At 34.3% G+C, this 26,512-nt stretch carries 32 protein-coding genes and 1 other annotated feature; of the genes, 23 read left to right on the top strand and 9 right to left on the bottom strand.

Annotated features, from left to right (window positions below):
* Positions 1 to 75: 75 nt before the first annotated feature.
* Positions 76 to 933 (bottom strand): Rgg/GadR/MutR family transcriptional regulator, encoded by an 858-nt coding sequence (locus tag AB3I20_RS09190; RefSeq protein ID WP_067484554.1) that lies wholly within the window; start codon positions 931 to 933, stop codon positions 76 to 78.
* 220 nt (positions 934 to 1,153) lie between these two features.
* Between AB3I20_RS09190 and AB3I20_RS09185 the strand changes: the two genes are divergently transcribed.
* The 5 genes from AB3I20_RS09185 to AB3I20_RS09165 all read left to right on the top strand — a co-directional run bounded on the left by AB3I20_RS09185 (position 1,154) and on the right by AB3I20_RS09165 (position 4,835).
* Entirely contained in the window at positions 1,154 to 1,942 is a 789-nt protein-coding gene (locus AB3I20_RS09185) for a hypothetical protein (RefSeq protein WP_067484556.1), read from the top strand.
* Positions 1,943 to 1,947: 5 nt separating this feature from the next.
* On the top strand, positions 1,948 to 2,754 hold the full coding sequence (locus tag AB3I20_RS09180; RefSeq protein WP_067484559.1) for a ParB N-terminal domain-containing protein: 807 nt from the start codon (positions 1,948 to 1,950) through the stop codon (positions 2,752 to 2,754).
* A gap of 441 nt (positions 2,755 to 3,195) precedes the next feature.
* Positions 3,196 to 3,636: a MarR family winged helix-turn-helix transcriptional regulator gene (locus AB3I20_RS09175; protein ID WP_067484562.1), complete on the top strand. Its 441-nt coding sequence runs from the start codon at positions 3,196 to 3,198 to the stop codon at positions 3,634 to 3,636.
* 1 nt (position 3,637) lies between these two features.
* Positions 3,638 to 4,267, top strand: coding sequence for a nitroreductase family protein (locus tag AB3I20_RS09170; protein ID WP_368027196.1), 630 nt, complete (start codon positions 3,638 to 3,640; stop codon positions 4,265 to 4,267).
* A gap of 124 nt (positions 4,268 to 4,391) precedes the next feature.
* The gene (locus AB3I20_RS09165) at positions 4,392 to 4,835 is read left to right on the top strand and encodes a DUF2798 domain-containing protein (protein WP_368027195.1); all 444 of its coding nucleotides are present in this window, start codon (positions 4,392 to 4,394) and stop codon (positions 4,833 to 4,835) included.
* Positions 4,836 to 4,875: 40 nt separating this feature from the next.
* On the opposite strand, the gene AB3I20_RS09160 is transcribed toward AB3I20_RS09165, so the two are convergent.
* Entirely contained in the window at positions 4,876 to 5,391 is a 516-nt protein-coding gene (locus AB3I20_RS09160; RefSeq protein WP_368027194.1) for a PadR family transcriptional regulator, read from the bottom strand.
* Between the two features lie 112 nt (positions 5,392 to 5,503).
* Here AB3I20_RS09160 and AB3I20_RS09155 point away from each other — a divergent pair, with 112 nt between their 5' ends.
* Both AB3I20_RS09155 and AB3I20_RS09150 read left to right on the top strand, forming a co-directional pair.
* Complete coding sequence (locus AB3I20_RS09155) at positions 5,504 to 6,700, top strand: MFS transporter (RefSeq protein WP_368027193.1); 1,197 nt, start codon at positions 5,504 to 5,506, stop codon at positions 6,698 to 6,700.
* Positions 6,701 to 7,190: 490 nt separating this feature from the next.
* Positions 7,191 to 7,520, top strand: coding sequence for a hypothetical protein (locus AB3I20_RS09150; RefSeq protein ID WP_368027192.1), 330 nt, complete (start codon positions 7,191 to 7,193; stop codon positions 7,518 to 7,520).
* 203 nt (positions 7,521 to 7,723) lie between these two features.
* Here AB3I20_RS09150 and AB3I20_RS09145 read toward each other — a convergent pair whose 3' ends face one another.
* The 3 genes from AB3I20_RS09145 to AB3I20_RS09135 are packed head-to-tail and all read right to left on the bottom strand — an operon-like array spanning position 7,724 to position 8,815.
* The gene (locus tag AB3I20_RS09145) at positions 7,724 to 8,314 is read right to left on the bottom strand and encodes a helix-turn-helix domain-containing protein (protein WP_095803868.1); all 591 of its coding nucleotides are present in this window, start codon (positions 8,312 to 8,314) and stop codon (positions 7,724 to 7,726) included.
* Between the two features lie 2 nt (positions 8,315 to 8,316).
* Entirely contained in the window at positions 8,317 to 8,517 is a 201-nt protein-coding gene (locus tag AB3I20_RS09140; protein ID WP_075491466.1) for a helix-turn-helix transcriptional regulator, read from the bottom strand.
* Positions 8,507 to 8,815 carry a hypothetical protein gene (locus tag AB3I20_RS09135; protein ID WP_075491467.1) on the bottom strand — a complete coding sequence of 103 codons (309 nt, stop codon included), beginning with the start codon at positions 8,813 to 8,815 and terminating at the stop codon, positions 8,507 to 8,509. Before AB3I20_RS09135 ends, AB3I20_RS09140 begins: the two co-directional genes overlap by 11 nt.
* Positions 8,816 to 8,986: 171 nt before the next feature.
* Between AB3I20_RS09135 and AB3I20_RS09130 the strand changes: the two genes are divergently transcribed.
* Positions 8,987 to 9,436 carry a hypothetical protein gene (locus tag AB3I20_RS09130; protein ID WP_368027191.1) on the top strand — a complete coding sequence of 150 codons (450 nt, stop codon included), beginning with the start codon at positions 8,987 to 8,989 and terminating at the stop codon, positions 9,434 to 9,436.
* Entirely contained in the window at positions 9,433 to 9,906 is a 474-nt protein-coding gene (locus AB3I20_RS09125; protein WP_095803866.1) for a hypothetical protein, read from the top strand. Before AB3I20_RS09130 ends, AB3I20_RS09125 begins: the two co-directional genes overlap by 4 nt.
* 290 nt (positions 9,907 to 10,196) lie before the next feature.
* Here AB3I20_RS09125 and AB3I20_RS09120 read toward each other — a convergent pair whose 3' ends face one another.
* The 3 genes from AB3I20_RS09120 to proB form a co-directional block, all read right to left on the bottom strand.
* Entirely contained in the window at positions 10,197 to 10,541 is a 345-nt protein-coding gene (locus AB3I20_RS09120; RefSeq protein ID WP_067484577.1) for a hypothetical protein, read from the bottom strand.
* Positions 10,542 to 10,657: 116 nt separating this feature from the next.
* The gene (locus tag AB3I20_RS09115) at positions 10,658 to 11,905 is read right to left on the bottom strand and encodes a glutamate-5-semialdehyde dehydrogenase (protein ID WP_368027190.1); all 1,248 of its coding nucleotides are present in this window, start codon (positions 11,903 to 11,905) and stop codon (positions 10,658 to 10,660) included.
* 57 nt (positions 11,906 to 11,962) lie between these two features.
* The gene (proB, locus tag AB3I20_RS09110) at positions 11,963 to 12,763 is read right to left on the bottom strand and encodes a glutamate 5-kinase (protein ID WP_067484580.1); all 801 of its coding nucleotides are present in this window, start codon (positions 12,761 to 12,763) and stop codon (positions 11,963 to 11,965) included.
* A gap of 239 nt (positions 12,764 to 13,002) precedes the next feature.
* Here proB and AB3I20_RS09105 point away from each other — a divergent pair, with 239 nt between their 5' ends.
* The 12 genes from AB3I20_RS09105 to AB3I20_RS09050 all read left to right on the top strand — a co-directional run bounded on the left by AB3I20_RS09105 (position 13,003) and on the right by AB3I20_RS09050 (position 23,305).
* Positions 13,003 to 13,536: a dUTP diphosphatase gene (locus AB3I20_RS09105; RefSeq protein WP_067484582.1), complete on the top strand. Its 534-nt coding sequence runs from the start codon at positions 13,003 to 13,005 to the stop codon at positions 13,534 to 13,536.
* 40 nt (positions 13,537 to 13,576) lie between these two features.
* Positions 13,577 to 14,950 carry a DNA repair protein RadA gene (gene radA / locus AB3I20_RS09100; RefSeq protein ID WP_067484585.1) on the top strand — a complete coding sequence of 458 codons (1,374 nt, stop codon included), beginning with the start codon at positions 13,577 to 13,579 and terminating at the stop codon, positions 14,948 to 14,950.
* A 29-nt stretch (positions 14,951 to 14,979) separates the two neighbouring features.
* Positions 14,980 to 16,131, top strand: coding sequence for a PIN/TRAM domain-containing protein (locus tag AB3I20_RS09095; RefSeq protein ID WP_067484588.1), 1,152 nt, complete (start codon positions 14,980 to 14,982; stop codon positions 16,129 to 16,131).
* A 175-nt stretch (positions 16,132 to 16,306) separates the two neighbouring features.
* Complete coding sequence (gltX, locus tag AB3I20_RS09090; RefSeq protein ID WP_067484591.1) at positions 16,307 to 17,767, top strand: glutamate--tRNA ligase; 1,461 nt, start codon at positions 16,307 to 16,309, stop codon at positions 17,765 to 17,767.
* Positions 17,764 to 17,975: a binding site (T-box leader), on the top strand. (Overlaps the previous gene by 4 nt.)
* A gap of 79 nt (positions 17,976 to 18,054) precedes the next feature.
* The gene (gene epsC, locus AB3I20_RS09085) at positions 18,055 to 18,591 is read left to right on the top strand and encodes a serine O-acetyltransferase EpsC (RefSeq protein ID WP_067484593.1); all 537 of its coding nucleotides are present in this window, start codon (positions 18,055 to 18,057) and stop codon (positions 18,589 to 18,591) included.
* Complete coding sequence (cysS, locus tag AB3I20_RS09080; RefSeq protein WP_071869012.1) at positions 18,588 to 20,000, top strand: cysteine--tRNA ligase; 1,413 nt, start codon at positions 18,588 to 18,590, stop codon at positions 19,998 to 20,000. Before epsC ends, cysS begins: the two co-directional genes overlap by 4 nt.
* Positions 19,997 to 20,392 carry a Mini-ribonuclease 3 gene (locus AB3I20_RS09075; protein ID WP_067484597.1) on the top strand — a complete coding sequence of 132 codons (396 nt, stop codon included), beginning with the start codon at positions 19,997 to 19,999 and terminating at the stop codon, positions 20,390 to 20,392. Before cysS ends, AB3I20_RS09075 begins: the two co-directional genes overlap by 4 nt.
* Positions 20,385 to 21,242, top strand: a complete 858-nt coding sequence (gene rlmB / locus AB3I20_RS09070; RefSeq protein ID WP_067484599.1) for a 23S rRNA (guanosine(2251)-2'-O)-methyltransferase RlmB — start codon at positions 20,385 to 20,387, stop codon at positions 21,240 to 21,242. The genes AB3I20_RS09075 and rlmB overlap by 8 nt, the downstream gene beginning before the upstream one ends.
* 4 nt (positions 21,243 to 21,246) lie before the next feature.
* The gene (locus tag AB3I20_RS09065) at positions 21,247 to 21,777 is read left to right on the top strand and encodes an NYN domain-containing protein (protein WP_067484601.1); all 531 of its coding nucleotides are present in this window, start codon (positions 21,247 to 21,249) and stop codon (positions 21,775 to 21,777) included.
* Positions 21,778 to 21,852: 75 nt separating this feature from the next.
* Positions 21,853 to 22,434 carry a sigma-70 family RNA polymerase sigma factor gene (locus AB3I20_RS09060; RefSeq protein WP_067484603.1) on the top strand — a complete coding sequence of 194 codons (582 nt, stop codon included), beginning with the start codon at positions 21,853 to 21,855 and terminating at the stop codon, positions 22,432 to 22,434.
* A 107-nt stretch (positions 22,435 to 22,541) separates the two neighbouring features.
* The gene (locus tag AB3I20_RS09055; RefSeq protein ID WP_067484607.1) at positions 22,542 to 22,787 is read left to right on the top strand and encodes a Veg family protein; all 246 of its coding nucleotides are present in this window, start codon (positions 22,542 to 22,544) and stop codon (positions 22,785 to 22,787) included.
* Between the two features lie 86 nt (positions 22,788 to 22,873).
* Entirely contained in the window at positions 22,874 to 23,305 is a 432-nt protein-coding gene (locus tag AB3I20_RS09050; RefSeq protein ID WP_067484610.1) for a GNAT family N-acetyltransferase, read from the top strand.
* 39 nt (positions 23,306 to 23,344) lie between these two features.
* Here the strand turns inward: AB3I20_RS09050 and mscL are convergent, their stop codons facing one another.
* Positions 23,345 to 23,806 (bottom strand): large conductance mechanosensitive channel protein MscL, encoded by a 462-nt coding sequence (gene mscL, locus AB3I20_RS09045; RefSeq protein ID WP_067484613.1) that lies wholly within the window; start codon positions 23,804 to 23,806, stop codon positions 23,345 to 23,347.
* Positions 23,807 to 23,957: 151 nt separating this feature from the next.
* Here mscL and AB3I20_RS09040 point away from each other — a divergent pair, with 151 nt between their 5' ends.
* Positions 23,958 to 25,226, top strand: coding sequence for a pitrilysin family protein (locus tag AB3I20_RS09040; RefSeq protein WP_067484616.1), 1,269 nt, complete (start codon positions 23,958 to 23,960; stop codon positions 25,224 to 25,226).
* Entirely contained in the window at positions 25,219 to 26,511 is a 1,293-nt protein-coding gene (locus AB3I20_RS09035; protein WP_067484618.1) for a pitrilysin family protein, read from the top strand. Before AB3I20_RS09040 ends, AB3I20_RS09035 begins: the two co-directional genes overlap by 8 nt.
* Position 26,512 lies beyond the last annotated feature (1 nt).

Below are 26,512 nucleotides of genomic sequence, written 5' to 3'. Positions count from 1 at the left end.
AATTTCAGGGGAGGGTGAAAAAGATGCGTAGAAGAAAAGTATCTTTTAAATTATAAAAAATGAACGTATTAAAAATCAATAATCAGGATAAAAATCATGAATCTCGTCTTGTAATGATTCTGATAAACGATTGTTTGCTACTATGCGGAGCAATGTTAAACCATCATCTATATTCTTTCGATTTTTTGTGCAAATTCCTATTCTTACCATGGCTACTGCAATAAAATCTACCCTGTTTAATTTTTTAGCTAAAGATTCTGCTTGGTTTAAATAAATCATGCTATTCTTGAATAATTTTTTTTGCATATATGTAAAAGATAAATTAAGTAATAAACTTGTATGTAAAATGTTCACGTTTTTATAATTAGTATATTTATGTAAAGAAGTTATAAGTTTTGGTATTAGATGAATGATTGTATCAAAGTCTAAAGAATAGAAAATAGAATTTATCATCCTGATATCATCATAGGTCCAAGTATCAATTTTTTCTAATCGTTCCCATACTTTATCAACTAATTGCTTGGTTGATTTTGAAATGTGCTTAGAAGTATCTGAATTTAATTCTATTAGCGAGGTCAAAATAGTATAAATTTCTCTAATTTTATTATCTTCATATTTTTTTAAATAGTTCGAACAGTCTGTTTTCAAACAATTTATTTTTTCTATTTCAGCATTAGAAACTAATGAATAGTAATCAGTAATTATTTTTTCTCTAGCATCTGGTTGAAATTCATTACAAATATATTCAAACTCTTCCAAAGATACATTTATTTGATTGAGGAGATGTTGCATTGTTTCAAAACTTGTATTTTGGTTATAATTTTCAATCCGTGTTAGTGTCCCGCGATTCAGTTGTGGGTGACAAACATCTGTTTGAACGAGTCCTTTTCCTTTACGTATCGATTTGTAAATTTCGCCGTAGTTCCATTTCATTTAAAGTTCCTCCTTAGAAAATGTGCAGATATGCAACATAATTAATGAAACGTTTTCTTTTATTTTACACTAAAGAAAATAAAAAAATATAGGAGGACTAAATGACATGAACTTAGTAGTTGTTGTTGATGGATATAATCTATGGTTTATTGGTGCAAATATCCACAAGTGAAATGTTTTTTGATAGCTTGAAACTTTTAGGTGGAATGGAGGATAAGTAGTGGAACTAGTGGGGAAGATTTATATAACAAATGATTATAGTCAATTTAAAAAATTAATAGGTAATCGTAGAGTAAAGAAAAATATTAGTTTAGAGAAATCAATTGCAAAAATTGGAATTCTTGTACCGATTGAAATTAATGAAAAATTTGAAATTCTGGATGGTCAAAATCGTTTTGAAATAGCTAAAAAACTGGGTAAGGAAATCCTGTATCGTTTTATTGACGGGGGAGACATCCAGGAAGTTATTGAGCTGAATTCAATTACTAGATCTTGGACAGTTGAAGACTATATCAATAAATATGTAACAGATGAAAATAGTGAATATCAAAAATTAATGGATCTAATAGTCCAGTATGACAAAATACCTATATCTTCTTTAATAGCTGCTGCGGAAGGATATCTTACCTTAAATACAAGGTCACATAATAGTATTAGAGAGGGTAATTTTCAGTTTTATAATTATGAGGTCTTTTGCTTATTTTTAACAGATTATTATTTGTTTTTAAGTAAAACAGGAATTAAAGTTGGGCAAACCACTTTCTTTGCATTTTTAAATTTATATACGGTAAAAATTTTTAATTTTGAACACTTGGTCAAACATATCTATACTAAAGTAAAGATTATTAATGAAAATGTGAATGTGAATATTGTGACTGAGATTTTTTTAGAGGCTTATAATTATAAATTAGAGAAAACACCAGAGATGGTAATTATGTATGAACTTAACAAGAAAGAAAACCCAGTTATTAAGTCGAAAAGAAATACTATTTTACTGAATACGAGGTGACAAAAATGAACAAGGTTTATGGAGAAATTTATTTAGCAAGTGAATATGACCAGTTCAAATTAATTAAAGGTAATAGAAAAATTTCGTGTAATGCTAAATTAGAGAAATCAATAAAAGAAAAGGGGATACTAAGGCCTATTGCAGTAACAAGTAACATGGAAATTATTGATGGGCAGCATAGGTATATGATTGCTCAAAAATATAATATTCCTTTACCTTACTACATGAGTTCATCAAAGAATATTGATGATATTATTGACTTAAATAATGCTTCACATAAATGGACAATTGAAGATTACGTACATAAATATAAGGAGGATGGATTAGTTGACTACATTAGACTTGAACAATTAATAAAGCAGTATAATTATGTTTCATTGGGAGACTTGTGTTCTGCAGCAGAAGGTTATCTTAATAATTCACATAAGTCACTAAATAATATTAAAGAAGGGAAATTTAAATTTTATAATTACATAGAATTGACTAACTGTTTAGGAGAGTTTGAGGAATTCATTTATCAAACACAGGTAAGAAGTACTGCGGGAGTGTTTAACGCTTTTTTTAATATGTATATAATTAAAAAATTTGCTTTAGAAAATTTTGTTAAGCGAATAAATATGAAAGATGTAAAACGAAAAATTATTGGAATAAGAGATTCAAGAAAAATATTAAAGGAGTTTGTTGAAGCATACAACTATAACTTAACTGAAGGATCAAAAAATTATATAGAGTATAAATTAAATAAGGATAGAAGTGTTACTATTTTATCAGAAAGAAACTTTCAATCAATTCAGCTAGATTCTCAATCCTAATTATTTTTACTTTACTGCATTTTTTAATAAATAAAGAATAAACAATTTCACAATCTTACTCTTTTGGCAGTTTAATGGTTTAAAAATATAAACGGAGGATGCAAGATGGCTGACTTTACGAATTTAAAATAAAAATTCTCAGAAGTGAGTGATTTTTTGATCGCTTTGGGTGAGAAATTAATTTAATTAACGAACTAGCTAACTAACTTTCTTACGTTGTTGGCTAGTTTTTTTGTGCAGTAAGCTAATACCCTCTTGTCAAAAATATCACTAAGTTATTAACTTGTTCATATACATTATTAAAAAATATTAGTGGTTACATCTTGAATCGCCAATAAAAAAATTATTTAACAAGCAAAAATTCTTGCGTTTCTCAACAAATCGCTTTATTATTGACGAGTCAACGATTGACAAGTCAATGGTTAGTGTGAGGAGGAACAGATGTCTTTAGAAGAAATTAGTCATGTTTTATATCAAATTAAAGTAGCAGATCAAAAGATTATTCAAATTTTTGAAGAGAATATTGGATTGAGTTTGACGCGTTATGAATTATTAACGCTTTTAAGAGAAAAGAATCCTTGTTCACAAAATACGCTACAATCATTCTTACAAATCGATCAAGGAGCGGTAACTAGGCACCTGAAATTATTAGAAACAAAGGGTTACGTTACACGACAACGAAATCCTTTAAATAATCGTGAGGTAGTTGTTACCCTCACCGCTAAAGCAGAAGAGAAACTTTCAAACTGCGAAAGAGAGCACACGGATATGGCTAGCATTTTATCGCCGGCATTTGAACCAGAAGAAATGTCACAGCTATTAGTGTTGCTTAATAAATTAAATACGCAATTATCAGCAATCAAAACGAAAGAAGTGGAATAAAATGGAAAAAGCAAAAGATTTTTCAACAATTATGTATGGCAGAAAATCCGTCCGAGTGTACGATGAAACTTATAAAATCCCCCATGAAGAAATGTTAACCATGATTCAGAAAGCAACAACAGCTCCTTCTTCAGTGAACATGCAACCATGGCGTTTTGTTATTGCAGAAAGTGACGAAGCAAAAGAAAAATTGCGTCCACTGATTCGTTTCAATACAAAACAAAATGATACATCTTCAGCTATGGTGATGATTTTTGGTGATCTAGAATGTTATGAATATGGTGAAGAAATCTACAATCAAGCATATGAAGCTGGCAAGATGCCAAAAGAAGTTCGTGATCATCAATTGGCAGCAATCATTCCTTACTACAAATCATTTTCTAAGTCAGAAATGAACGATATAGTCAAAGTTGATTCTAGTCTTGCTGCAATGCAATTCATGTTGGTCGCACGTGAACACGGGTACGAAACGAATCCAATTGGTGGATTTGAAGCAGACCAACTAGCAGAAGCTTTTGATTTGGAGCAAGAAAGATACGTACCAGTAATCATTTTATCCATCGGAAAAGCAGTAGAAGAAGGGTATGAGTCTGTTCGCTTAGCTGCTGACAAACTAACTACTTTCAAATAAATTCTCATTTTTTAAGTACTCAAGTCAAGATTTATTTATTTTATGATAAATAAAATAAATGCTTACGAGAATTTTTTGTCTGTGCTACGATAATCCTCGTGACAAAATGAAAGGAATGATTTGAGTGCCTACAAATAAAAAAGAAGGAATTATTTTTACTACGATGATGTGCTTTTCAATGGTTTTTGGAATGAGCATCTATAATTTATGGTTACATCAGGAGCTTTACTTGACAAAATTTATGATAGGGCTACTTCCAGGATTTATTGTTGCCTTCATATTAGATGTTTTTGTCATCGGTGTTTTAGCAAAAAAAATTGTATTTAAACTGCCACTGAATCCAGAAAAAAAAGTACCTATTATCTTAACAATTTCTTGTTTAATGGTCACTGGCATGGTTACTTGTATGTCACTTTTTGGTGTAATAATGGAACAAGGAATCTCGGATAATTTATTACCGGCGTATCTGAACGCTTGGAAAATGAATGTCATTGTAGCTTTACCTTTACAACTCCTTTTCGTAGGACCTTTTTCTCGAAAAGTATTGAACATCATCCAAACAAAATAAAAATAGAGTGTGTCATCTCAACAGGTGACACACTCTATTTTTATTCAAAGAAAGCTTGCATTTGATCTCTTACCTGTTGGCACCATAAAATTTCTTGTTGGCAAAGAAGAACTTTTCGTTTGATGACGACATAGCGTCCAAAGTCTTCTTTTTTCGTTGAGGTAAGGCCATCTAATTTGGCTTGGTTTTTTTGAAGTATTTTATTCAATTGTTGTTCACGTGTAAATAGCAAACCATTTGCTGTGTTTTTATCTAATGTAGAAAAGGCATAGATTTTTGCTAAAAATTCGTCTTTTTGTGTTGGTGAGGGTGTCTCTTCCTTAATCCATTCTTCAACGAGTAAACGTCCTTCATTCGTTAGCTCATAAATTTTTTTCTGTGAATGTTGCTCGTTATCTAAGATAGACAAGTAATCTTGTTGCTCGAGTTTCGCTAAAGTTGTGTAAATTTGACTATGGTGTGCCTCCCAGAAAATATTAATCAATTGTTTTAACTCATAGCCAGATCGTGGCTTTGTTAAAAGAACACACAATAGAATATAAGATAAAGTATTCACTGAGTAATACTCCTTTCTCCGTTTTTTTTTATTATATCATAAAAAATATACTCAAATTACATGTGCATATTGACATGTAATTTGAGTCATGTATGATGCTAGGTAGAGGGGAATGATAAATTTGGAGAATAAAATTGAACTGGAAGAACAAACTTCCGAGAAAAATTCAGCATTGGTTGTGGCTGCAACCTGTATGATTGCTTTTATGGGAGTAGGATTAGTTGATCCCATTTTAAAAACAATTGCTTTACAATTAAATGCGACGCCTGCAGAAACCACGCTTTTATTTACGAGTTATATGTTAGTAACAGGTGTAGTCATGTTATTTACGGGATTTTTATCTAGCAGAATTGGTTTGAAAAAAACATTGATGATGGGCTTGTTGATTATTGTGTTATTTTCCGGACTAGGTGGATTATCAAATAATATTGGTTTATTGATTGGCTTGCGTGCTGGTTGGGGGATCGGTAATGCACTGTTTGTTTCAACAGCGTTAGCAACAATTGTTAGTATTTTGGTAGGAAACACAGAGAAAGCAATCATGATGTATGAAGCTGCAATTGGCTGTGGAATGGCAATTGGTCCGTTGTTAGGTGGCGTACTAGGAAGTGGATCATGGAGATACCCATTCTTTGGTGTCGCCTTTTTAATGTTGTGTGCTTTTGTTGCATTGGCTATTTTATTGCCTGAAATTGAAAAACCGAAACGTAAGGTTCAATTTTTAGAAGGAGTGAAAGCTTTAGCTAATCATAAATTACGTTCAGTTGGTTTAATTGCATTACTATACAATTTTGGCTTTTTTACTTTGCTGGCATATGCGCCCTTTCTGTTAACTGGTTATACTGAGATGCAAGTGGGATTTGTCTTTTTTGGTTGGGGTGTGTTGTTGGCAATTTCTTCCATTTTTGTAGCACCATTTTTAGAAAGAAAGTATACAACGTACCGTACAATCATGACTGCTTTTGTTTTCTTTACATTTTGTTTGATCCTACTTGGTTTGGGAACATCAATTCCGATACTTGTACCAATCAGTATTGTGTTAGCAGGATTTTTCCAAGGAATCATCAATACATTGTTAACAACTATTGCGATGGAAATTCCAGGTTTGGAGAGAAATGTGGCTTCTTCTAGTTATAGTTTTGTCCGCTTTTTTGGGGGAGCTTTGGCACCATTCATTGCGGGGAAAATAGGAGAAATCTTTGATGAAAAATATTCGTTTTATTTTGCAGCAATTATTGTTTTGTTAAGTTTAGGATTTATTGTTTATCATCGACAATATTTTGTAACAGAAGAAGGAAATCAGAAATAAAAATAAAAAAGATTCTAGATGCTTCGTTATAAAGTTTCTAGGATTTTTTTTATTTTCTTGCTGCGCTGATCTGTACCTTGAATCAAAGTAGATAACGAAGCAATACCTAAATAAATCCAGCTACGCAAATTGAGTATTCTTACTCAAATACTATAGCCAACTCGTTTGAGCCACTAGTAAAAAAGAATAATATCCGCTAAAATCAAAGGATAAAAGCTAGCGAGGATAGTATTTAAAAGAGAAGTGAGAGAAGATAATAGCAACCACATGCGCTAATTCATTAAAGGCAGAACAAATGCCAACTCTAAAAGGTTAAATAAAAATATAAGATGGAAATTAAATCTAATGTAAATATTTTTTCTCTTATTGAACCAGTAGCTAACAGGTAGCAATAAAAGAAATAAGATAGGAGTCATAGTTATCCTCCTAAATTAGTGTTATCTATTAATGTATCAGGTTTAGTGGGGAAATAGCGAGGAGTGAAGAAAAAATGTTTGAAGAAGATTTTCGTGAAGTGGGGCTAACGCTAGTTGAATTACCCATTGAATTGATTGATGGACGACCAGTGTATCGAAGCTATCTTAAAGAATTACCGACAATCAATGCACAAGGTGAGTCTAGAAAAGTCATGCAACAAAAATTAGCAACGATTTATCAAGCGTATCGTACAGAGATGCTGGAAGAATTGGAAGAAGAAAAAGAAAAGACGATGAACTTATCTGTTGATGAGTTGCTTCGATATTACGACGGAGAGACATTTGATGGTTTTTCAATTAATGAAGGAAGTTCTGAGACAGATTCAGAAAATCATTGGAGTTAATTAAATTAGGGAGTGGATAGCGTGGGGATGACTATAGTAATCTAAAAAAATTATCGTTTTTGGAGTTTTCTCTTCAGATTACTCTTTTTAAAAATTTAATGGAAGTTTTCTAGGTTAATCTATCTTTTTAGTAATAAAAATAACCGCACAGAAATTAGGTCAATGAGTTGATTTTTGTGCGGTTATTTTAGTTGAAGACGATTTTATAGTAGTGCATTTTTCACTGATAGGAGAGTGAAGTGATCTTTAGAAAATTCTTTTGTTTTCGGAGTTGATAAATGTAAATGACAAAATCGATCAAAAATATTTTTTTTGAACAATTCACTTGAATAGGGATAGTATAAGCTAATCAGTAAGACTTCAATATGACCAATATACTCCCACTCAAACATCAAAGATTCTATCTCTTTTTGTGTGATCAATGATTTTTCTGGTAGGCTAATCAAGTTAGAAATACTAAAGGCTATTCTGGATAAAGTGCAATCATGGTACAACAATTTTTGTTGAATGGGTTGAATATCCCCATTATTTTTTACACATAAGTTTAGTTCTTCTACAATGGACATCAGTGAGGTTTTTGTGTATTCTCTATCTAAAAATTTTGCTAATTCTGTAAATTCTTCAATACTAACTCCCATCTTGTCAATAAGCGCTAGAACTAAATCAAATGATACATTTGTCTGCTCATTTTCTAACTTTGAAAGAAATGAAGAAGAGATTATATTATTTGCTAATTCTGTTTGACTAATTCCTTTTCTAGTACGTATGAATTTTAATGCTTTCCCAACTAACATAGCTAGTCTCCCACGAAAAAAATAAATAGTTCATCTACGCTAGTATTTAATGATTTAGCTAATGAAAAGGCTAATTTCAAACTAGGGTCATATTTATCATTTTCAATTGCGATAATAGTTTGTCGAGTTACGTTTGTCATTTTTGCTAACTCGGATTGTGTCATTTTTTTAGCTTTCCGCAATTCCTTTACATTATTTTTCATCTTCAAAATACTTTCTGCTTTCCACTTTTAAATTAATAAAAATTATAATTAAAATTACAACTAAGATTGACCATAATTGATTATAAGAGGTTAAAAATGAAATGTTCAATAAATTCCCAATTAAATCTGCTATCAAAGAAATAATTATTAATCCGAGCGTCAGGAGCATTGATTTACTTAAAGCATTTTTTAATATCATCTTTCCTAGTTCATCTTTTTTCTTACCAATTTTAGAAAGTGTTGCACCAATAAGTAATGCAGTAGTGATTATTAAAATTACAGATAGTAGGTATACCATGTATTAATTCTCCTCTCAGTTTCCTTATAAAAATTAAAACATCCACTAGACAAAAAGTAAAGAACGTTTTACTTTTTTAGACTTGAACATATTCACTTTTTCTTCAAATAGGAAAATTACATTCGTTAAGTTCAATTATGTATTACTATTTTGAATAGGAGGAAAATAATTATGAAAAGGAGTAGCAGGAGAAAATTATTTATTTTTTGCTTTGTGTTTGTTCTGTGTTTTTTAGTTGTAAATAAAGGTGAAACTTTTTTGAGTTTAATGAAATATCGTTATCAATCAAGTGATTTTATTTCGATCACATCTATTTCAGAGATTAGCAATACAAAAAAGAATAGTATTATTTACTTAGGTCGAGAGACGTGTCCAACTTGTCGTGAATTTGTTTCACAAGTAAAAAAGGTAAATTCATCAGATAGACAAAAAATTTATTACATAGACACAAAAAAACAAAGTAATAATCCGCAATTTAAAAAATTCATAAAAAAAGAGAAGATAAGTACAGTTCCTACATTAATTTATATCAAGAGAAATAAGATTATTAAGATTTATAGTTATCCAGATTTAAATAAAAATAAACTAAAAATTATACTTAAGGGAGATATTTATTTATGAAATCAATCATTGAGAAAATGCCAATTTTAAAAATTATGATTATTGCAGTCGTATCGGCGTTACTTTTGAATATTGGATTTACCACAGCTAGTGTATATGCTTCTGAAGTTAGCAGTAAAGAACAAGTTGAATTAACAAATTCTTTACTTAAAAGTATCACCTTTGATAAAAATACCAATAAACTATTTATGGATGAAGAGAAGTTAATAAATACAACTGAACTTACTTCTACAGAAGCGAGTAAATTAGCAACTGAATTTAATTCTCTATCTAGTGAGGAGCAAAAAGACTTGATGAAGGATTTTAGTAAAAACAATACCGCTCGTGTTGCTCCTATTATAATTTGGGCAGCGGGAGTACTAGGTGGTTGGCTAGCAACTAAATTATTAAACTGGGGAGCACATAAATTCTGTAGTTCATATAAAAACTATAATTCTATTACAAAATATGTTTGTGAGGTTATTGATTAATTTAAAAAATATTATTTTGAGTAACTCAATTATTATTTTTGTTTTTAAGTAATGAATAAATAAAATGTTGGAAGCAACTATTATTACTGAAAGAAAAAAGCTAGTAGATTCAAAAATCTACTAGCTTTTTTTATGTTCAAATTCAATATTATTTTGTTCAGCTTTTTTAAATTGAACAGGGGGTAACAGCTTAATCCTTAAATTAATAGTGTAATGAAAATCTAACGTTCAGAGATTAGGTTGGAGGTTTAATTTCTAAAGAGTGGCTCATTAGCTACACACTGCCTAAATTAATGAAATGTGTGTTTCAAATGATCTTTATTCAATTGATATTTGTAAGTTAAATGGAAAAAACCTGCAATTAAAAGTGTGAATGTATATGGTAGCGAATAATTAAAAAATGATACGTAATTAATCGCTGCTAATAAACTCAAGGCTAACATATAGCTTACATAAAGCCGGATTAGTAATCCTTTTGGGCCGATTTTTTCAAAATACTTTGTCCATTTTTCTCGCTGCATGCCTTGACTTCTTTTTTTTATCTGAAAGAAAAGTGTTAGTAAAGCTACACCAAAAAAAGCGGCAATGTTTAGGGAAAATAAATAGACTAAAAAGACGGTTAAAATTTCAAACATGAGAATACCTTTCTATTAGTTGAATCATTAAAAAATAATTTAACTTTTTTTGCATAACTTATAGTGAGAGGAAACAACATATGATAACAAATGTTTCTTGTGAAACAAATTAGCTGTTACTCACGGACTTGGCCTTCGCCATAAATGATATATTTTGTTGTAGTTAGTTCATTAAGTCCCATTGGTCCTCTTGCGTGTAATTTTTGCGTGGAGATACCAATCTCAGCACCAAATCCAAAAACAGCACCATCAGTAAATCGTGTAGATGCATTAACATAGACTGCTGCGGCATCTACTTGATTTAAAAACATTTGACTAGCAGCATAGCTGTCTGTAACGATTGCTTCCGAATGTTTTGTGTTGTGGCGGTTGATATGGGTGATGGCTTCGTCGATTGAGTCGACGATTTTTACTGCTAAAACATAATCAAGATATTCTGTATCCCAATCTTCGTCTGTTGCTAAAGATGCCGTTTCTAAATATTCTAGGGAGCGTTGATCTGCGCGTAATACAACGCCACTGTCGACTAATGCTTTTTCAATTACTGGCAAGAAAAAAGGAGCGACTTCTGCATGAATCAATAACGTTTCAGCAGCATTACAAACAGAAGGACGAGAAGCTTTTGCATTGACGATAATTTTTTTTGCCATTTCTAATTGTGCGTCTTTATCAATATAAATATGATTGTTTCCTGTACCAGTTTCGATAATTGGAACAGTTGCATGAGCTTTGACTCGTTGGATTAAACTTGCTCCCCCACGAGGAATTAAAACATCTAAATAATCAGTCAGTTTCATCAGTTGATCAGCAACCTCGTGAGAAGTGTCTGTCACAAATTGAATTGCGCAAGGAGAATGTCCATTATCCACCAAAACTTGTTGTAGGATTTCTACCAGTTTTTGATTGGACACAAAGGCTTCTTTTCCACCGCGTAAGATAACTGCATTTCCAGATTTGAAAGCTAAGCTGGCAGCATCTGTTGTGACATTTGGTCGTGATTCATAAATAATTCCAATAACACCAAGAGGCACGCGTTTTTTTCCAATCAGCAAGCCATCCTCATTTTTCCACATATGATCAACTTTTCCGATTGGATCGTCCAGTTGGGCAACCTTTCTCATTTCCTCTGCCATTGAATGAATTCGTTCAGATGTGAGTCTTAATCGGTCTTGCATCGTCTCGCTAATTTTATTTTGTGTTGCATGAGTCAAGTCTTCTTTGTTTGCTTCGAGAATAGCCACTTGATTTTCTTCAATCGCATCCGCCATTTTAAGTAACAAGTCATTTTTATCCGTTGTACTCATTAAAGCTAAAGTAGTAGCACTGCTTTTAGCATTTTCTCCGAGCTGTCTTAAATCGATCATCATAAATCCTCCTTTGTTTTTATAAAAGTGGGTCGAGTTCTCTCATCGAAAGGTCTTTTAGTTGTGCTTGAAAAAAGTACCGATTTCTTTACCGGCTAAAATATCAAAAATGATTGCTGGATTTTTCCCGTTTGCAAGGACCATAGAGCGGTTTGCATCAAAAATCCGTTTTGCAGCTTGTAATTTGCTGTGCATACCACCTGTTCCAAATGTACTTCCCGCACCACCAGCTTTTGCCATTAAATCGTCATTGATTTCTGTGACCAATGAGTACAGTTCAGCTTGAGCGTTAGTTGAGGGATTGTCAGAATAAAAGCCATCAATATCAGATAAGACAATCAATAAATCCGCCGTAACTAATTGAGTTACGATTGCAGAAAGTTGGTCATTGTCTCCAAATTTTGTCGAATGATCTAACTCATCGACTGCAACGGTGTCGTTTTCATTTACAATGGGGATTGCACCAAGAGCGAGAAGCTGCTCTAAAGTATTGGTTACGTTTTTTCTGCTTTCTGGAAAATCGATTACGTCACGTGTTACTAAAACTTGTGCAGTTTGCTGACCGTAAGTTGCAAACCGTTGATTATAAATATTTATCAACTCACCTTGACCAATCGCGGCGATTGCTTGTTGTTCAGGAATCGTTTGTGGTCTTTGATTCAGATTCATTTTTGTCATTCCGACCCCGACAGCACCAGAGGAAACCAAAATGATTTCTTTTCCGCGATTGCGTAAATCGGTTAAAACAAAAGCAAGTTGATCAATCGCAGCGAGATTTACTTTTCCATTCGGATAAATCAATGTGCTTGTTCCTACCTTGATGATAATTCGTTTTGCTTGAGTTAGTTCTTTGCGCATGAGACACCTCTAATAATTATTTGAATAAATTTTGTATGTAATTTTTTTCTATTCTACTTGTTTTAGTGTCTAAAGTCATGTTTAAAAGAAGAAGTTTTTTTCAATTAAGAAGAAAAAAAGGTCTATCTTTGAAAACTTTTCTACAGGATAACAGAATTTCTTGAAGATTTTGCAAAGAAAGGCCTTTGGTAGTGTGAATATGGTAAAATAAAACATAGTTTATTCTAGGGGGAAGATTCGTGAAAAAAAGAGGTTTTGAAGTTGTTTCTAACTATGCGAGTCAAGAAATCAATTTACCAAAAAGAGCAACACACCACGCTGCAGGATATGATTTTGAAGCTGCGGCAGATATTATTATTCCAAGTATTTGGAAGTCAGGTATAAAAAATGGACTTACTACATTGATAAAATCAATGGGAGAAGAAGCAACAGCAATTGATGAAAAACAATTAAAACCTACTTTGGTGCCAACAGGTATCAAATCCTATATGGGAGAAGATGAATTTTTACAATTAGCTAATCGTTCAAGTAATCCTTTAAAACGGTTTTTGGTTTTAACAAATGGTGTTGGGGTCATTGATAGTGATTACTACAATAATCCAGATAATGAGGGACACATTATGTTCCAGTTTACTAATTTTGGTTTTAAAGATGTGATGATTAAAAAAGGTGAACGAATTGGTCAAGGCATTTTCTTGCCGTTTTTTAAGGCAGATCAAGATGAAACAACAACAAGTCGAGAAGGCGGGTTTGGTTCTTCGAATAAAAACTAAATTGGCCAGAATTTATTAGCTATTTAAAGGAGGCGAGACAATGGCAAAAAAATCAAAGACACAATTTGTTTGTCAAAATTGTGGTTATGTGTCGCCTAAATTTTTGGGACGTTGCCCAAATTGTGGAAAATGGAATACGATGGTCGAAGAGATTGAACAAGATACAAGTGATCGTCGAGTACGCACCAGTTTAACTGGTGAACGAGCAAAGCCTACCAAAATCGACGAAGTAGTCCCTAAAAAAGAGCCTCGTGTACAAACAAAGTTAACAGAGTTAAACCGTGTACTTGGGGGTGGGGTAGTTCCAGGCTCAATGGTATTGATTGGTGGAGATCCGGGGATTGGGAAGTCAACGTTGCTTTTACAGGTATCTCAGCAATTAGCAGCTATTGGGGGAAAAGTTTTATATGTTTCTGGTGAAGAAAGTGCGGAACAAATTAAGCTTCGTGCGGAACGATTAGGAAACATCGATACCGAATTTTATTTATATGCTGAAACAGATATGAATGAAATTAGTCATGCAATTGAACAGCTGAAACCAGACTATGTTATTATCGACTCGATTCAAACAATGACTCAACCAGATATTACAAGTGCGGCTGGTAGTGTTAGCCAGGTAAGGGAAACAACTGCTGAATTGTTGAAAATTGCGAAGACTAATGGTATTGCTATTTTTATTGTTGGACATGTTACTAAAGAAGGCTCGATTGCGGGACCAAGAATGTTGGAGCATATGGTGGATACTGTTTTGTATTTTGAAGGAGAAAAGCATCACAGTTTCCGAATTTTACGTGCGGTGAAAAATCGTTTTGGTTCAACGAATGAGATTGGTATTTTTGAAATGCGTGAACATGGACTAGAAGAAGTATCTAATCCTTCTCAAATCTTTTTGGAAGAACGTTTAGATGGCGCAACTGGCTCAGCAATTGTTGTTGCAATGGAAGGTACTCGTCCAATTTTAGTGGAAATCCAAGCTTTAGTTACACCAACTATGTTTGGAAATGCGAAACGCACGACTACAGGGCTAGATTTTAATCGTGTTTCTTTGATTATGGCAGTTTTGGAAAAACGAGCAGGATTGCTGTTACAAAATCAAGATGCTTACTTAAAAGCGGCTGGTGGAGTAAAATTAAATGAACCAGCAATTGATTTAGCGATTGCGGTAAGTATTGCATCAAGTTATAAAGAAAAAGGAACACAACCAACGGAATGTTTTATTGGCGAAATTGGGCTTACTGGTGAGATCCGACGTGTGAGTCATATTGAACAACGTGTCAAAGAGGTTCAAAAATTAGGATTTACGAAAGTCTATTTGCCAAAAAATAATCTAGGTGGGTGGAAGGCTCCTGTGGGTATTGAAGTTATTGGAGTCGCAACATTAAGCGAAACGCTTAAAAAAGTATTTCAAGCATAAAAATAAAAAAATGAAATGGAGGAACAACTATGCAAAAACGCGTCATTACATTGTTGATGATCATTGCGGGAGCAAGTCTAGGTATTTCTTTTTTACCAGCTGCTTGGCAAGCAATCGGCCAACAAACCAATGGCTGGCTGAACAATACGTTTACTAATAGCCTGTTAGGTGCACTTATTTTCTTTATTTTATCTCTGCTATTAGCAAAACATATTGCTGCTGTGCTGAAACAAGTAGAAGAAAAATTGAGTGAGATTAGTTTAACTTATTTATTGTTTGGAGCAATTGGTACAATTATTGGGTTAACTTTAGGGGTAATTATTTCAACTCCTCTTTACAATATGGAAATTCCATTTGTAAATAGTGTTTTACCCATTCTATTGATGATCTTTTTAGGTTATTTTGGTATGAGAATGGGCACAACTCGAATTGATGAATGGAAGAAAATCTTTGCGCCACGAAACAAGAAAGTGGAACAAGAATTACCAAATCAGTTTGAAAGCCAGTTATTAGAACGTAAATCAGGCGATAATTTCCACAAATATAAAATTTTAGATACGAGTGTTATCATTGACGGGCGAATTTATGATATTGCTAAAACAGGTTTCTTAGAAGGAACGTTAATGATTCCAAATTTTGTTTTATATGAATTGCAATACATCGCAGATTCTGGTGATAGTTTAAAACGAGTTCGTGGACGCCGCGGGCTAGATATTTTAAATGCTTTACAAAAAGAAGAAGGTATCTCTGTTGAAATGTATGATGGAGACTTTGAAGAAATCAGTGAGGTTGATAGTAAACTAATTAAATTAGCTAAACTGTTAGATGGCGTGATTGTTACTAATGATTATAACTTGAATAAGGTCTCTGAGTTTCAAAATGTGCCAGTCTTAAACATCAATGCGTTAGCAAATGCAGTTAAGCCAGTTGTGATTCCTGGTGAGACAATGAATGTTTTAGTCGTAAAAGTCGGAACAGAGCGTCAGCAAGGTGTTGCTTACTTAGATGATGGAACAATGGTTGTCGTTGAAGATGGCCAGCATTATATGAATGAGCATCTTGAAGTTGTCGTAACTAGTGCGTTGCAAACAGCAGCTGGTCGAATGATTTTTGCTAAACCAGCGCATGCAGGTCGGGGTATTGATAACAAAAAAAATTCTGAAACGAAGACAAAATCTTAATTTCATAAATAAAATGAGCCAACTGATGAGGAAATTCAATCGGTTGGCTTTACTATTTGCACTAGAAAAGGTAAAATTTTGCTGAGTGACTTTAAATAAATAATGTTTTTAAGGTCAAAGCTGACGGATTTTTGCTGTTAGTCACATAAGTCTAGTTTGAAAGAAGAGGAAGAAAATGACGAAAGTACGCGTACGCTATGCACCAAGTCCAACAGGGCATTTACATATTGGAAATGCACGAACTGCATTATTCAATTATTTATTTGCTCGCCACAATGATGGAGAATTCATCATCCGTATTGAAGACACTGACCAAAAACGTAACATTGAAGATGGAGAAAAAAGTCAGTTAGAAAATTTAGCTTGGTTAGGAATGGATTGGGACGAGTCTCCTGAAAATCCTGGAGAATATGGTCCTTATCGTCAATCTGAACGTAAAGAAATTTATCAACCACTGATTGATCAATTACTTGCAAGCAATCGAGCTTACAAATGTTACTGTACAGAAGAAGAATTAGAAGCGGAACGTGAAGCACAACGCGCTCGTGGTGAAATGCCTCACTATGGTGGGAAATGTGCAAACTTAACGCCAGAAGAACAAGCTGAAAAAGAAGCTCAAGGGCTAGAGTCAGTTGTTCGTTTCCGTGTGCCACGAAACACAGAATATAAGTTCAACGATATGGTCAAAGGTGAAATTTCATTTGAATCAGATAATATCGGCGGAGACTTCGTCATTCAAAAACGTGATGGCATGCCAACCTATAACTTTGCTGTAGCAGTGGATGATCACTTGATGAAAATTACTCATGTTTTGCGTGGAGATGACCATATTGCAAACACACCAAAACAATTAATGATCTATGAAGCATTTGGTTGGACACCACCAACATTTGGTCACATGACACTGATTATTAACAGCGAAACTGGTAAAAAATTAAGTAAACGCGATGAATCAATCCTTCAATTTATCGAACAATATCGTGAATTAGGTTATTTACCTGATGCAATGTTCAACTTTATTGCATTGCTTGGTTGGTCACCAGTAGGCGAAGAAGAAGTCTTCAGTCAAGAAGAATTAGTGAAAATGTTTGATCCAGAACGTTTGAGCAAATCACCTGCAGCATTTGATGCGAAAAAATTACAATGGGTAAACAACCATTACATGAAAGAAATGGATTTAGCTGAATTAACAGATATGTGTTTACCATATTTGATCGCAGATGGCCGAGTTGAAGAAAATCCTGATGAAAAAACAATTGAATGGGTGAAAAAAATTGTTCAATTATATCAACCACAAATGAGCTATGCTGCGGAAATCGTTGAAGTGTCAGAGTTATTCTTTAATGAACATCCAGTTTTAAATGATGCGGCAAAAGAAGTATTAGCTGGTGAAACAGTTCCAGCTGTTTTGACAGCATTTAAAGCACAGCTAGAAGAAATGGAAGTTGTTGATGCTCCAACAGTTAAAGCAGCTATCAAAGCTGTACAAAAAGAAACTGGTGTTAAGGGCAAAAACTTATTCATGCCAATTCGTGTTGCTGTTTCAGGACAAATGCATGGTCCTGAATTACCAGACACAGTTGAATTATTAGGCCGTGAAAAAGCACTTGCTCATTTAAACCAAGTAATAAAATAAACACGAAGAACAGAAGAAGTAAACAACTAGTTTGTTTTTAGAGAGGCGACGGAAGGTGAAAGTCGTTACAAAGTAGGTGTTGAAATGCCTCTGGGAGTGGTTTTAGCGAACACAAGTAGCTAAAAACGGGTAGCAGACGTTATTTTGCTTCGAGGTAATCTGTTTTGATTATGAAAAAAAGTGGAACCACGCCATTAGCGTCTTTTATTTAAGGAAACTTATTTAAAAGACGCTTTTTATTTATAGTTTTGGTTACATAAATCTGTTATGGAAAGGAGTGAAGGTGAATGAATTGGTTTACGCGAATAATTACTGCTACGAAAAAAAATGATCCTGCTGTACGTTCGACTTTAGAAATTGTTCTAACATATCCAGGATTCCATGCGTTACTTTGGCATCGTCTTTCTCATTTCTTATACCAGCATCGTTTGTATTTATTAGCTAAAATCATTGCCCAATTCTGGCGCTTTTTAACTGGGATTGAAATACATCCTGGTGCACAAATTGGTAAAGGCGTCTTTATTGATCATGGAATGGGCGTAGTGATTGGAGAAACGGCAGAAATTGAAGATGATGTGGTCTTGTTCCATGGTGTGACTTTAGGCGGGACAGGCAAACAAACAGGTAAACGACATCCTACAGTTAAACAGGGCGCGTTGCTCTCTGCAAATGTACAGATTTTAGGTCCAGTGACAATTGGGCGGCATGCAAAAGTCGGAGCAGGAGCAGTGGTACTTAATGATATACCAGATGATGCTACAGCAGTTGGTATTCCGGCAAAAGTTGTTCGGATTAAAGGTGAAAAGATAAGGAGAACAGAATGATAAAAATATATAATACGCTTACTCGAGAGAAAGAAAAATTTGTTCCTATTGTAGAAGGTCAGGTTGGAATGTATGTTTGTGGGCCAACCGTTTATAACTATATCCATATTGGAAATGCGCGGAGTACCATTGCATTTGATACAATTCGTCGTTATTTTGAATATCGCGGCTATCAAGTGAAATATGTTTCGAACTTTACGGATGTGGATGATAAAATCATCCGCGCAGCAAAAGACTTAGGGATCACAGCACCAGAAGTTGCGGATCGTTTTATCCAAGCATTTGAGGAAGATACTAAGGCGTTAAACGTGGAACCAGCAACCTTACATCCAAGAGTAATGGATCATATGCCAGACATTTTGTCGTTTATCCAAGTACTGATTGAAAAAGGCTATGCGTATGAAGCGCAAGGTGATGTTTATTATCGGACACGTCGTTTCAAGGATTATGGTCAGTTGAGCGATCAGTCAATTGATGAGCTTGAAATTGGTGCGAGTCAACGAACGGGTGAAGAACAACAGCTGAAAGAAGATCCATTGGATTTTGCTTTATGGAAAAATGCCAAACCGGGAGAAATTTTTTGGGAGTCGCCATGGGGAAATGGTCGTCCAGGCTGGCATATTGAATGCTCTGTTATGGCTACAAAACACTTGGGTGAAACAATTGATATTCATGGTGGTGGACAGGATTTAGAGTTTCCTCATCATGAGAATGAAATTGCCCAAAGTGAGGCCAAAACGGGACAAAAATTTGCAAATTATTGGATGCACAATGGTTATGTAACGATTGGCGAAGAAGATCAAAAAATGAGTAAGTCTCTTGGTAATTTCATTACTGTCCATGAAATGATTCAAACAGTGGATCCACAAGTTTTACGTTTCTTCATGGCAACAACGCAATATCGCCGACCAATTCGTTATAGTGAGGCAACGATAAAGGAAGCGGCAACAAATCTACAACGCTTAAAGAATACGTATGATAACGTTCAATTTCGTAAAGATAGTGCTGCTAGTTCATTGACAGATGATAGTGACAAAATGGCAGAATTAACTGAGTTAGAAACGCGCTTCATTCAAGAAATGGATGATGATTTCAACGCAGCAAATGGAATCACAGTTGTTTATGAGCTTGCAAAATGGTTAAATACTTATTTGGAACAAGAACAAGTTTCCCTACCAGTTTTAGACCAAGCAATAACTTTATATGCGCAATGGTTAGCGATTTTTGGAATTTTCTTTACTTCCGAAGCGTTACTAGATGAAGACATTGAACAATTGATTGAGGAAAGAAACCAAGCACGCCAAGCGAAAAATTTCGCGCGTAGTGATGAGATTCGGGACTTATTTAAAGAAAAAGGGATCATCCTGGAAGATACACCGCAAGGAACCCGTTGGAGAAGAGAAGTATGAGAGATTACACGCAGCTAAATGGTTTAGCTCTTGCATACGTTGGTGATGCAATTTATGAGATTTATATTCGAGACTACTTGATTGATCAAGGACAAACCAAACCAAATAAATTACACCATACGGCAACAAATTATGTATCTGCTAAAGCACAAGCTTATTTGATTCAAAAAATGTTAGAAGAAAATATTTTAACAGAAACAGAAGATATTTATTATCGTCGCGGTAGAAATGCCAAAAGTCATACAGGTGCTAAAAATGCAGACATCACGACTTATCGAATTGCTACAGGCTTCGAAGCGTTGATGGGGTATTTACATCTAACAAAGCAAACCGAACGAATGGAAGAATTGATTGAATGGTGTATTCAGAAAATAGGTGAAAAAAATGGATAGAAAAAATAATTTTAAAAATAAAAAACGACATACTAACGACTGGAGCAAGCAATCAAAAACATCTCAAAAAAGAACAAAGCAAGAATCAAATCATACGCAAGAAAAAGACGAATCAATTGAAGATAATTTTGTCTTTGGTCATCATGCTGCTGTGGAAGCACTTCAACAAGGACGAGGAAATAAATTGTTTCTCCAAGAAGACGCTCATGGCGAGAAGGTAGATGAGTTAAAAATAATTGCTCGTGACCAAGCAGTTCCCGTGAAATGGGTTCCTAAACAAAAATTGGATACATTAAGTGATCGAGGTGTACACCAAGGTGTGGTGTTGGCTATCACACCTTACGAATACTTATCGTTAGAACAGTTGCTTGAACAAACAAAAACAAAAAAAGAAAATCCTTTCTTTTTGATTTTAGATAGTCTAGAAGATCCTCACAATTTTGGCTCGATTTTGCGAACAGCTGATGCAAGTGGTGTGGACGGCGTAATTATCCCTAAGCATCGCGCAGTAGGAATCACACCAATCGTTACCAAAACGTCTACTGGAGCAGTTGAGCATGTGCCGGTAGCAAGAGTAACTAATTTGATTCAAGCAGCTCAGCAACTAAAAGAAGCTGGTTTTTGGATTTTTGGAACAGACATGTCTGGAACGAATTTTCAGAATTGGAATGCAAAAGGTTCAATTGCATTAGTAATTGGTAATGAAGGGCGCGGTATGAGTCAAGGATTGAAAAAAGAAATGGATGAATTATTGACAATCCCGATGGTAGGGCATGTTCAAAGCCTGAATGCAAGTGTTGCAGCAGGTCTGTTGATGTATCAGGCGTTTTCCCAACGACAGGGGGAGTAAGCTGATGAAGAAACAGTTATTGATTGTCGATGGTTACAATATGATTGGTTCTTGGCCAGAGCTTGTTTTGTTAAAGAAGCAAGACAAAATGGCTGATGCACGTGAAGCCTTGCTTCATCGGTTGTCTAATTATGCAAAATTTGAAGGAATTGAAGTAATTGTGGTTTTCGATGCGCAGCTGGTTCCTGGAATTCAACAAAACTATAAAAAATATCAGCTAGAAGTTGTATTCACCAAAGAAGATGAAACAGCAGATAGTTATATTGAGCGAGTAGCGGGTACGTTGAATGATCGATTGACACAAGTAACAGTTGCTACAAGTGATTTGGCTGAACAATGGGTAGTGTTTTCACAAGGAGCCTTACGAACTTCTGCGTATGAGTTGTATAAAACAATCAAAAAAACAGAAGAAACAATAGCCCAAGAGAATATAAATATGCGTTTTATTGATTTTCGACGTAATTCTCCTTGGAATGATGAACAATTGCATAAATTGTCTAAAAAGTTAGACGATTTAATGAAAAAGGACAGATAACCACGTTATCAGATTAAATAACACGATTTTTGATGCTAATATTCCTCCATAATAGAGATTATGGAGGATTTATTTATGCCTGAGGAGTTATTACGTGCTGCACGCAATGGTGATGAAGAAGCATTTTCTACCCTTTATCAGAAATATTATCCACTTTTATTACGCTTAAAAAATAGTTATTATGTGCGGAATTTTATGAATGAAGATTGGGAGCAAGAAGCACGTGTTGCGTTATATCAAGCATTAAAAACCTATGAAAATAACAAAGGAGTTAGTTTCGGTAGTTATTACAAAAGCGTTATTACTAACCAAATTTATTCGTTATTAAGGAAACAAAACGCATTAAAACGCAGAGATCAAAAAGACGAAGTTTCTATGGAACAGAAAATGGAATCTGAAGGACCAGATTTCTTAGCAGAAGTGACAACTCAAGAACCTGTAGCAGTCCAACAACTGCTGTTGAATGAAGCAATTGAAACATGTGAAATCCATTTTTCAAAAAGAGAAGCGCAAATTTTTCATCATTACATGCAAGGAAGTGATTTTTCCTACATCGCAAAAGATTTATCAATGGATATTCAGCAAGTAATGAGTGGATACAGTCGTGTAAAACAGAAAATCAAGAAGCATTTGAAAGCGTACAGTGAAGAATGCTAGTTAACATTCTTGTTTCAACTGTTTTTTTTTATTGCATTTCTTTTTTTTATATGGTAGACTTGAAAAGTTTTGGACTATCTGTTATAATCGATAACGAGGTGAACTGTATGCCAACAACTTTAGCTACAATCAAGAAAGATTTAGAAGGTCGTATCGGCAGCCAAATCATGTTGGTTGCTCAGACAGGAAGAAAGCGTCAAACAGAACGCCGCGGCGTTTTAACAGAAACCTATCCTTCAGTATTTGTCGTTGACTTAGATCCTGAAGAAAACTCTTTTGAACGAGTGTCTTACAGCTACTCTGATGTATTAACTCGTACAGTAGAGATTGAATTTTTAACAGAAGCAGTTTAAAAGCTGACGGGCCTTGTGTGGTTCGTTTGCTTTTTTATTTTTGAACAAGTAATCTATAAAAAGAAAACTTGTTAGGAGGCTACTGAATGAATTACCAAGTGAAAACATTTGATGAATTAACGACAAAAGAATTTTATATGCTAGTAAAAGAAAGAATTGCCGTTTTTGTGGTCGAACAAAATTGTCCATATCAAGAAGTGGATGAAATCGATCCTGAGGCATTGCATACGTTTCTGACAGATGAGCAAGGAAATGTAGCAGCTTACACACGAATTTACAAAGAAGAAGATGCTGTTCATTTTGGTCGAGTCTTGGTAGCCAAGGAACATCGTCAATCGGGATTAGGTAAGCAAATTGTTCAACGGACGTTGGAAGTTATTGAACAAAAGTATCCAAATACGCCAATTATTATTGGTGCACAAGATTATCTACGTTCGTTTTACGAATCATTTGGTTTTAATGCCATTTCCGATGTTTATTTGGAAGATGACATTCCTCATATTGATATGAAAAAATAAAAAAACTTGAAACAACAAATCTTGTTGTTTCAAGTTTTTTTATTTTGTGGTTGATTCGTCTTCTACTTTTGCTTGAAGTGTTGAACGACCATTATCTTCAGCTACTTGTTGTGCCAGTAAATCACGAATGTCACTTAAGTATTGTTCAGCAGTTGGCTCATCAAGAACCTCTTCTTCTGTTTTACGTAAATCTTTTGCACTGTTGGCTGCTTTGACCACTAAGAACAAAACAAAACCTGTAATTAAAAATGTAATAATAGCACTAACAACATTACCAAATGAAAAAGTTACGCCTTTGACAGGTGTGACATCTAATACAGACAATGCTCCGTCCAAATCAGAAGTACCAGTGACAAGAGCAACTATCCAACCAATTAATGGTGTAATCAATCCTTCTACGATTTGATTAACGATTCCCGTGAATGCACTCCCAATAACAACCCCAACAGCTAGGTCGAGCACGTCGCCACGCATAATAAACTCTTTAAATTCTTTAATCATAAAACCCCTACTTTCTTTTTCCTTACCCTTAGTATATCTAAGAATAAAAAAATATAAAAACAATAAACGCTTTTGTTCGCGAAATGCTTGAATATTAACCTTCTATGCTATACTAGAAACAACTGTAACGATAAAAGGAGCACAACGACTTATGACGAATAAATTGGCGGAGGGCGTGAATTTACATGTCCTGCAAACAAAAAAATATAAAACGATTCGAATCTTTATTCGATTCACAACACGTCTTGATCGAGCAGTCATTACGCAACGGTCATTACTGAGCAGTTTGTTAGAAACAAATAGCTTAAACTATCCAGATCAAACACAGCTTAGCGCGAAATTAGCTGAATTATATGGTGCAAGTTTTGGCTGGAATGTAAGCAAAAAAGGAAATTTGCATTGGCTGAACGCAGGCATCAGTTTTGTTAATGGTGATTATGTAAATGACTCAAAGATTCTGCTCCAAGTTGTTGACTTTTTGAAAGAGGTTATCTTTGCACCAAATATTGTGGCGGGGCAGTTCGATAATCAAACGTTTGATTTAGAAAAAAATAATTTGAAAACTTATTTAGAAAGTTTGGACGAAGATAAGCAAACCTTAGCTTCATTAGCACTACAACGTCTTTACTTTGAGCAAACAGATGCTCAAAGAATCCCTAGTTTTGGAACAGTAAAAGACTTAAAAGAAATTACAGCAGAGTCACTTGCTACGTATTACCAGAAAGTCTTAGCGGAAGATCAAGTCGACATTTTTGTAATTGGAGATGTGAATGAGACGGAAGTTACTGAAGCAATTCAAACATTACCATTTACTGACCGCGAATTTGTACACCCAGAAATTTTTTATGCGCAACCACAATCAAATGTAATCAAAGAACGCCAAATGCATGAATCTGTTGTACAAGCAAAGTTAAACTTAGCTTATCAAACCAATGTTTATTACAACCAACCTGAGCGTTTTTCATTAATGGTGTTCAATGGTTTGTTTGGTGGGTTTCCGCATTCAAAATTATTTATGAATGTGCGCGAAAAAGAAAGCTTGGCTTACTATGCTTCTAGCAGTGTGGACACGTTCCGTGGATTTATGACTGTTCAAACAGGCATTGATGGGAAAAATCGCGAAAAAGTTTTACATTTGATTCATAAACAATTAGAAAGTTTACGAAATGGAGAAATCACTGACCTTGATTTAGCTCAAACAAAAGCAATGTTGAAAAATCAATACTTGCTATCACTTGATGCACCTCAAGCAGCGATTGAATCGACTTATTTAGATAACTGGCTACCAGAAACCAAATTAACAGATGACGAGTGGCTAGCTCGACTGGAAAGTATCACAATCAAAGATGTTCAAAAAATTGCAGATCAAGTAGAGCTTCAAGCAATTTTCTTTTTAGATGGAGGAAGCATGAATGAATAAAACTGAGTATTCACAAATTAACGAAACGCTTTATCATGAAGTGCTACCAAATGGGTTGACCGTTTACTTGTTGCCAAAAAATGAGTACCACAAAACTTATGGCTTATTTAGCACCAATTATGGCTCAATCGATAATGAATTTATTCCTTATGGAGCAACTGAAAAGATAAAGGTACCTGATGGAATTGCCCATTTCTTAGAACACAAATTATTTGAAAAAGAAGACGGAGATGTTTTCCAATTGTTTGGACAACAAGGTGCGTCTGCAAATGCATTTACTAGTTTTACCAAAACAAGTTATTTGTTTTCAACGACGGATCAAGTGGAAAAAAATTTATTGACACTATTGGACTTTGTACAAGCACCTTATTTTACTGAGGAAACAGTCAACAAAGAAAAAGGGATCATTGGACAAGAAATTCAAATGTATGAAGATGATCCTAACTGGCGTCTATTTTTTGGTATTTTGAATAACTTATATCCAAACCATCCTTTACACATTGATATTGCAGGGACGGTTGATAGCATCGACAAAATTACTGCCGATGATTTGTATACTTGTTATCACACGTTTTATCAGCCAAGTAATATGGTTTTGTTTTTAGTTGGAAATTTAGATCCAGAGAAACTAATGGAAGTTATTAAAGAAAATCAAATGAGTAAAGAATTTCCACCAGCACAAGAAATCAAGCGATACTTCCCTGAAAATAATGATGAAATTATCGAGGAAAGTCGTCTGAGAGCAGCTGTGACACGTAAAAAATTCGTATTGGGAATTAAAGGTGTTGACGAGTTGCCAGCAGATGGCTATCAATTGATGCGCTATAAAACAGCATTGAATCTCTTATTCCAATTACTGCTAGGAAATACTTCCCAAAACTATTTGAAACTTTACAATGAAGGAATCATTGATGACAGTTTTGGTTTTGAATTTAGTTTAGATCGTGAATTTCATTTTGCTGATTTTAGTGGTGATACGGATGAACCAAAACTTGCTGCGCAGCAAGTACGGAAAATCATTCTTGGTTTTGAGAAAGATCCAGAAGTAAATGAAAAAAATCTTGAATTATTGAAGAAAAAAATGTTAGGGAAATACTTCCAATCACTTAACTCCATTGAGTATATTGCTAACCAATTTACCCAAAGTCTTTATGGTGCATATACTTTATTTGATTTGCCAGAAGTGATCGAATCAATCCAATTAGCTGATGTATTAGCTGTTGGTTCGGCATTTTTAGTGGCAGAGACGTTTAGTGAGTTTTATATGGAACCACAGGGTGAGTGAG

Source organism: Enterococcus sp. C50, from assembly GCF_040887505.1.
GTDB classification, from domain to species: Bacteria; Bacillota; Bacilli; order Lactobacillales; family Enterococcaceae; genus Enterococcus_B; species Enterococcus_B thailandicus.
The sequence above is the reverse complement of the archived record's forward strand: the minus strand, read 5'-3'. Positions and strand labels throughout refer to the sequence as shown.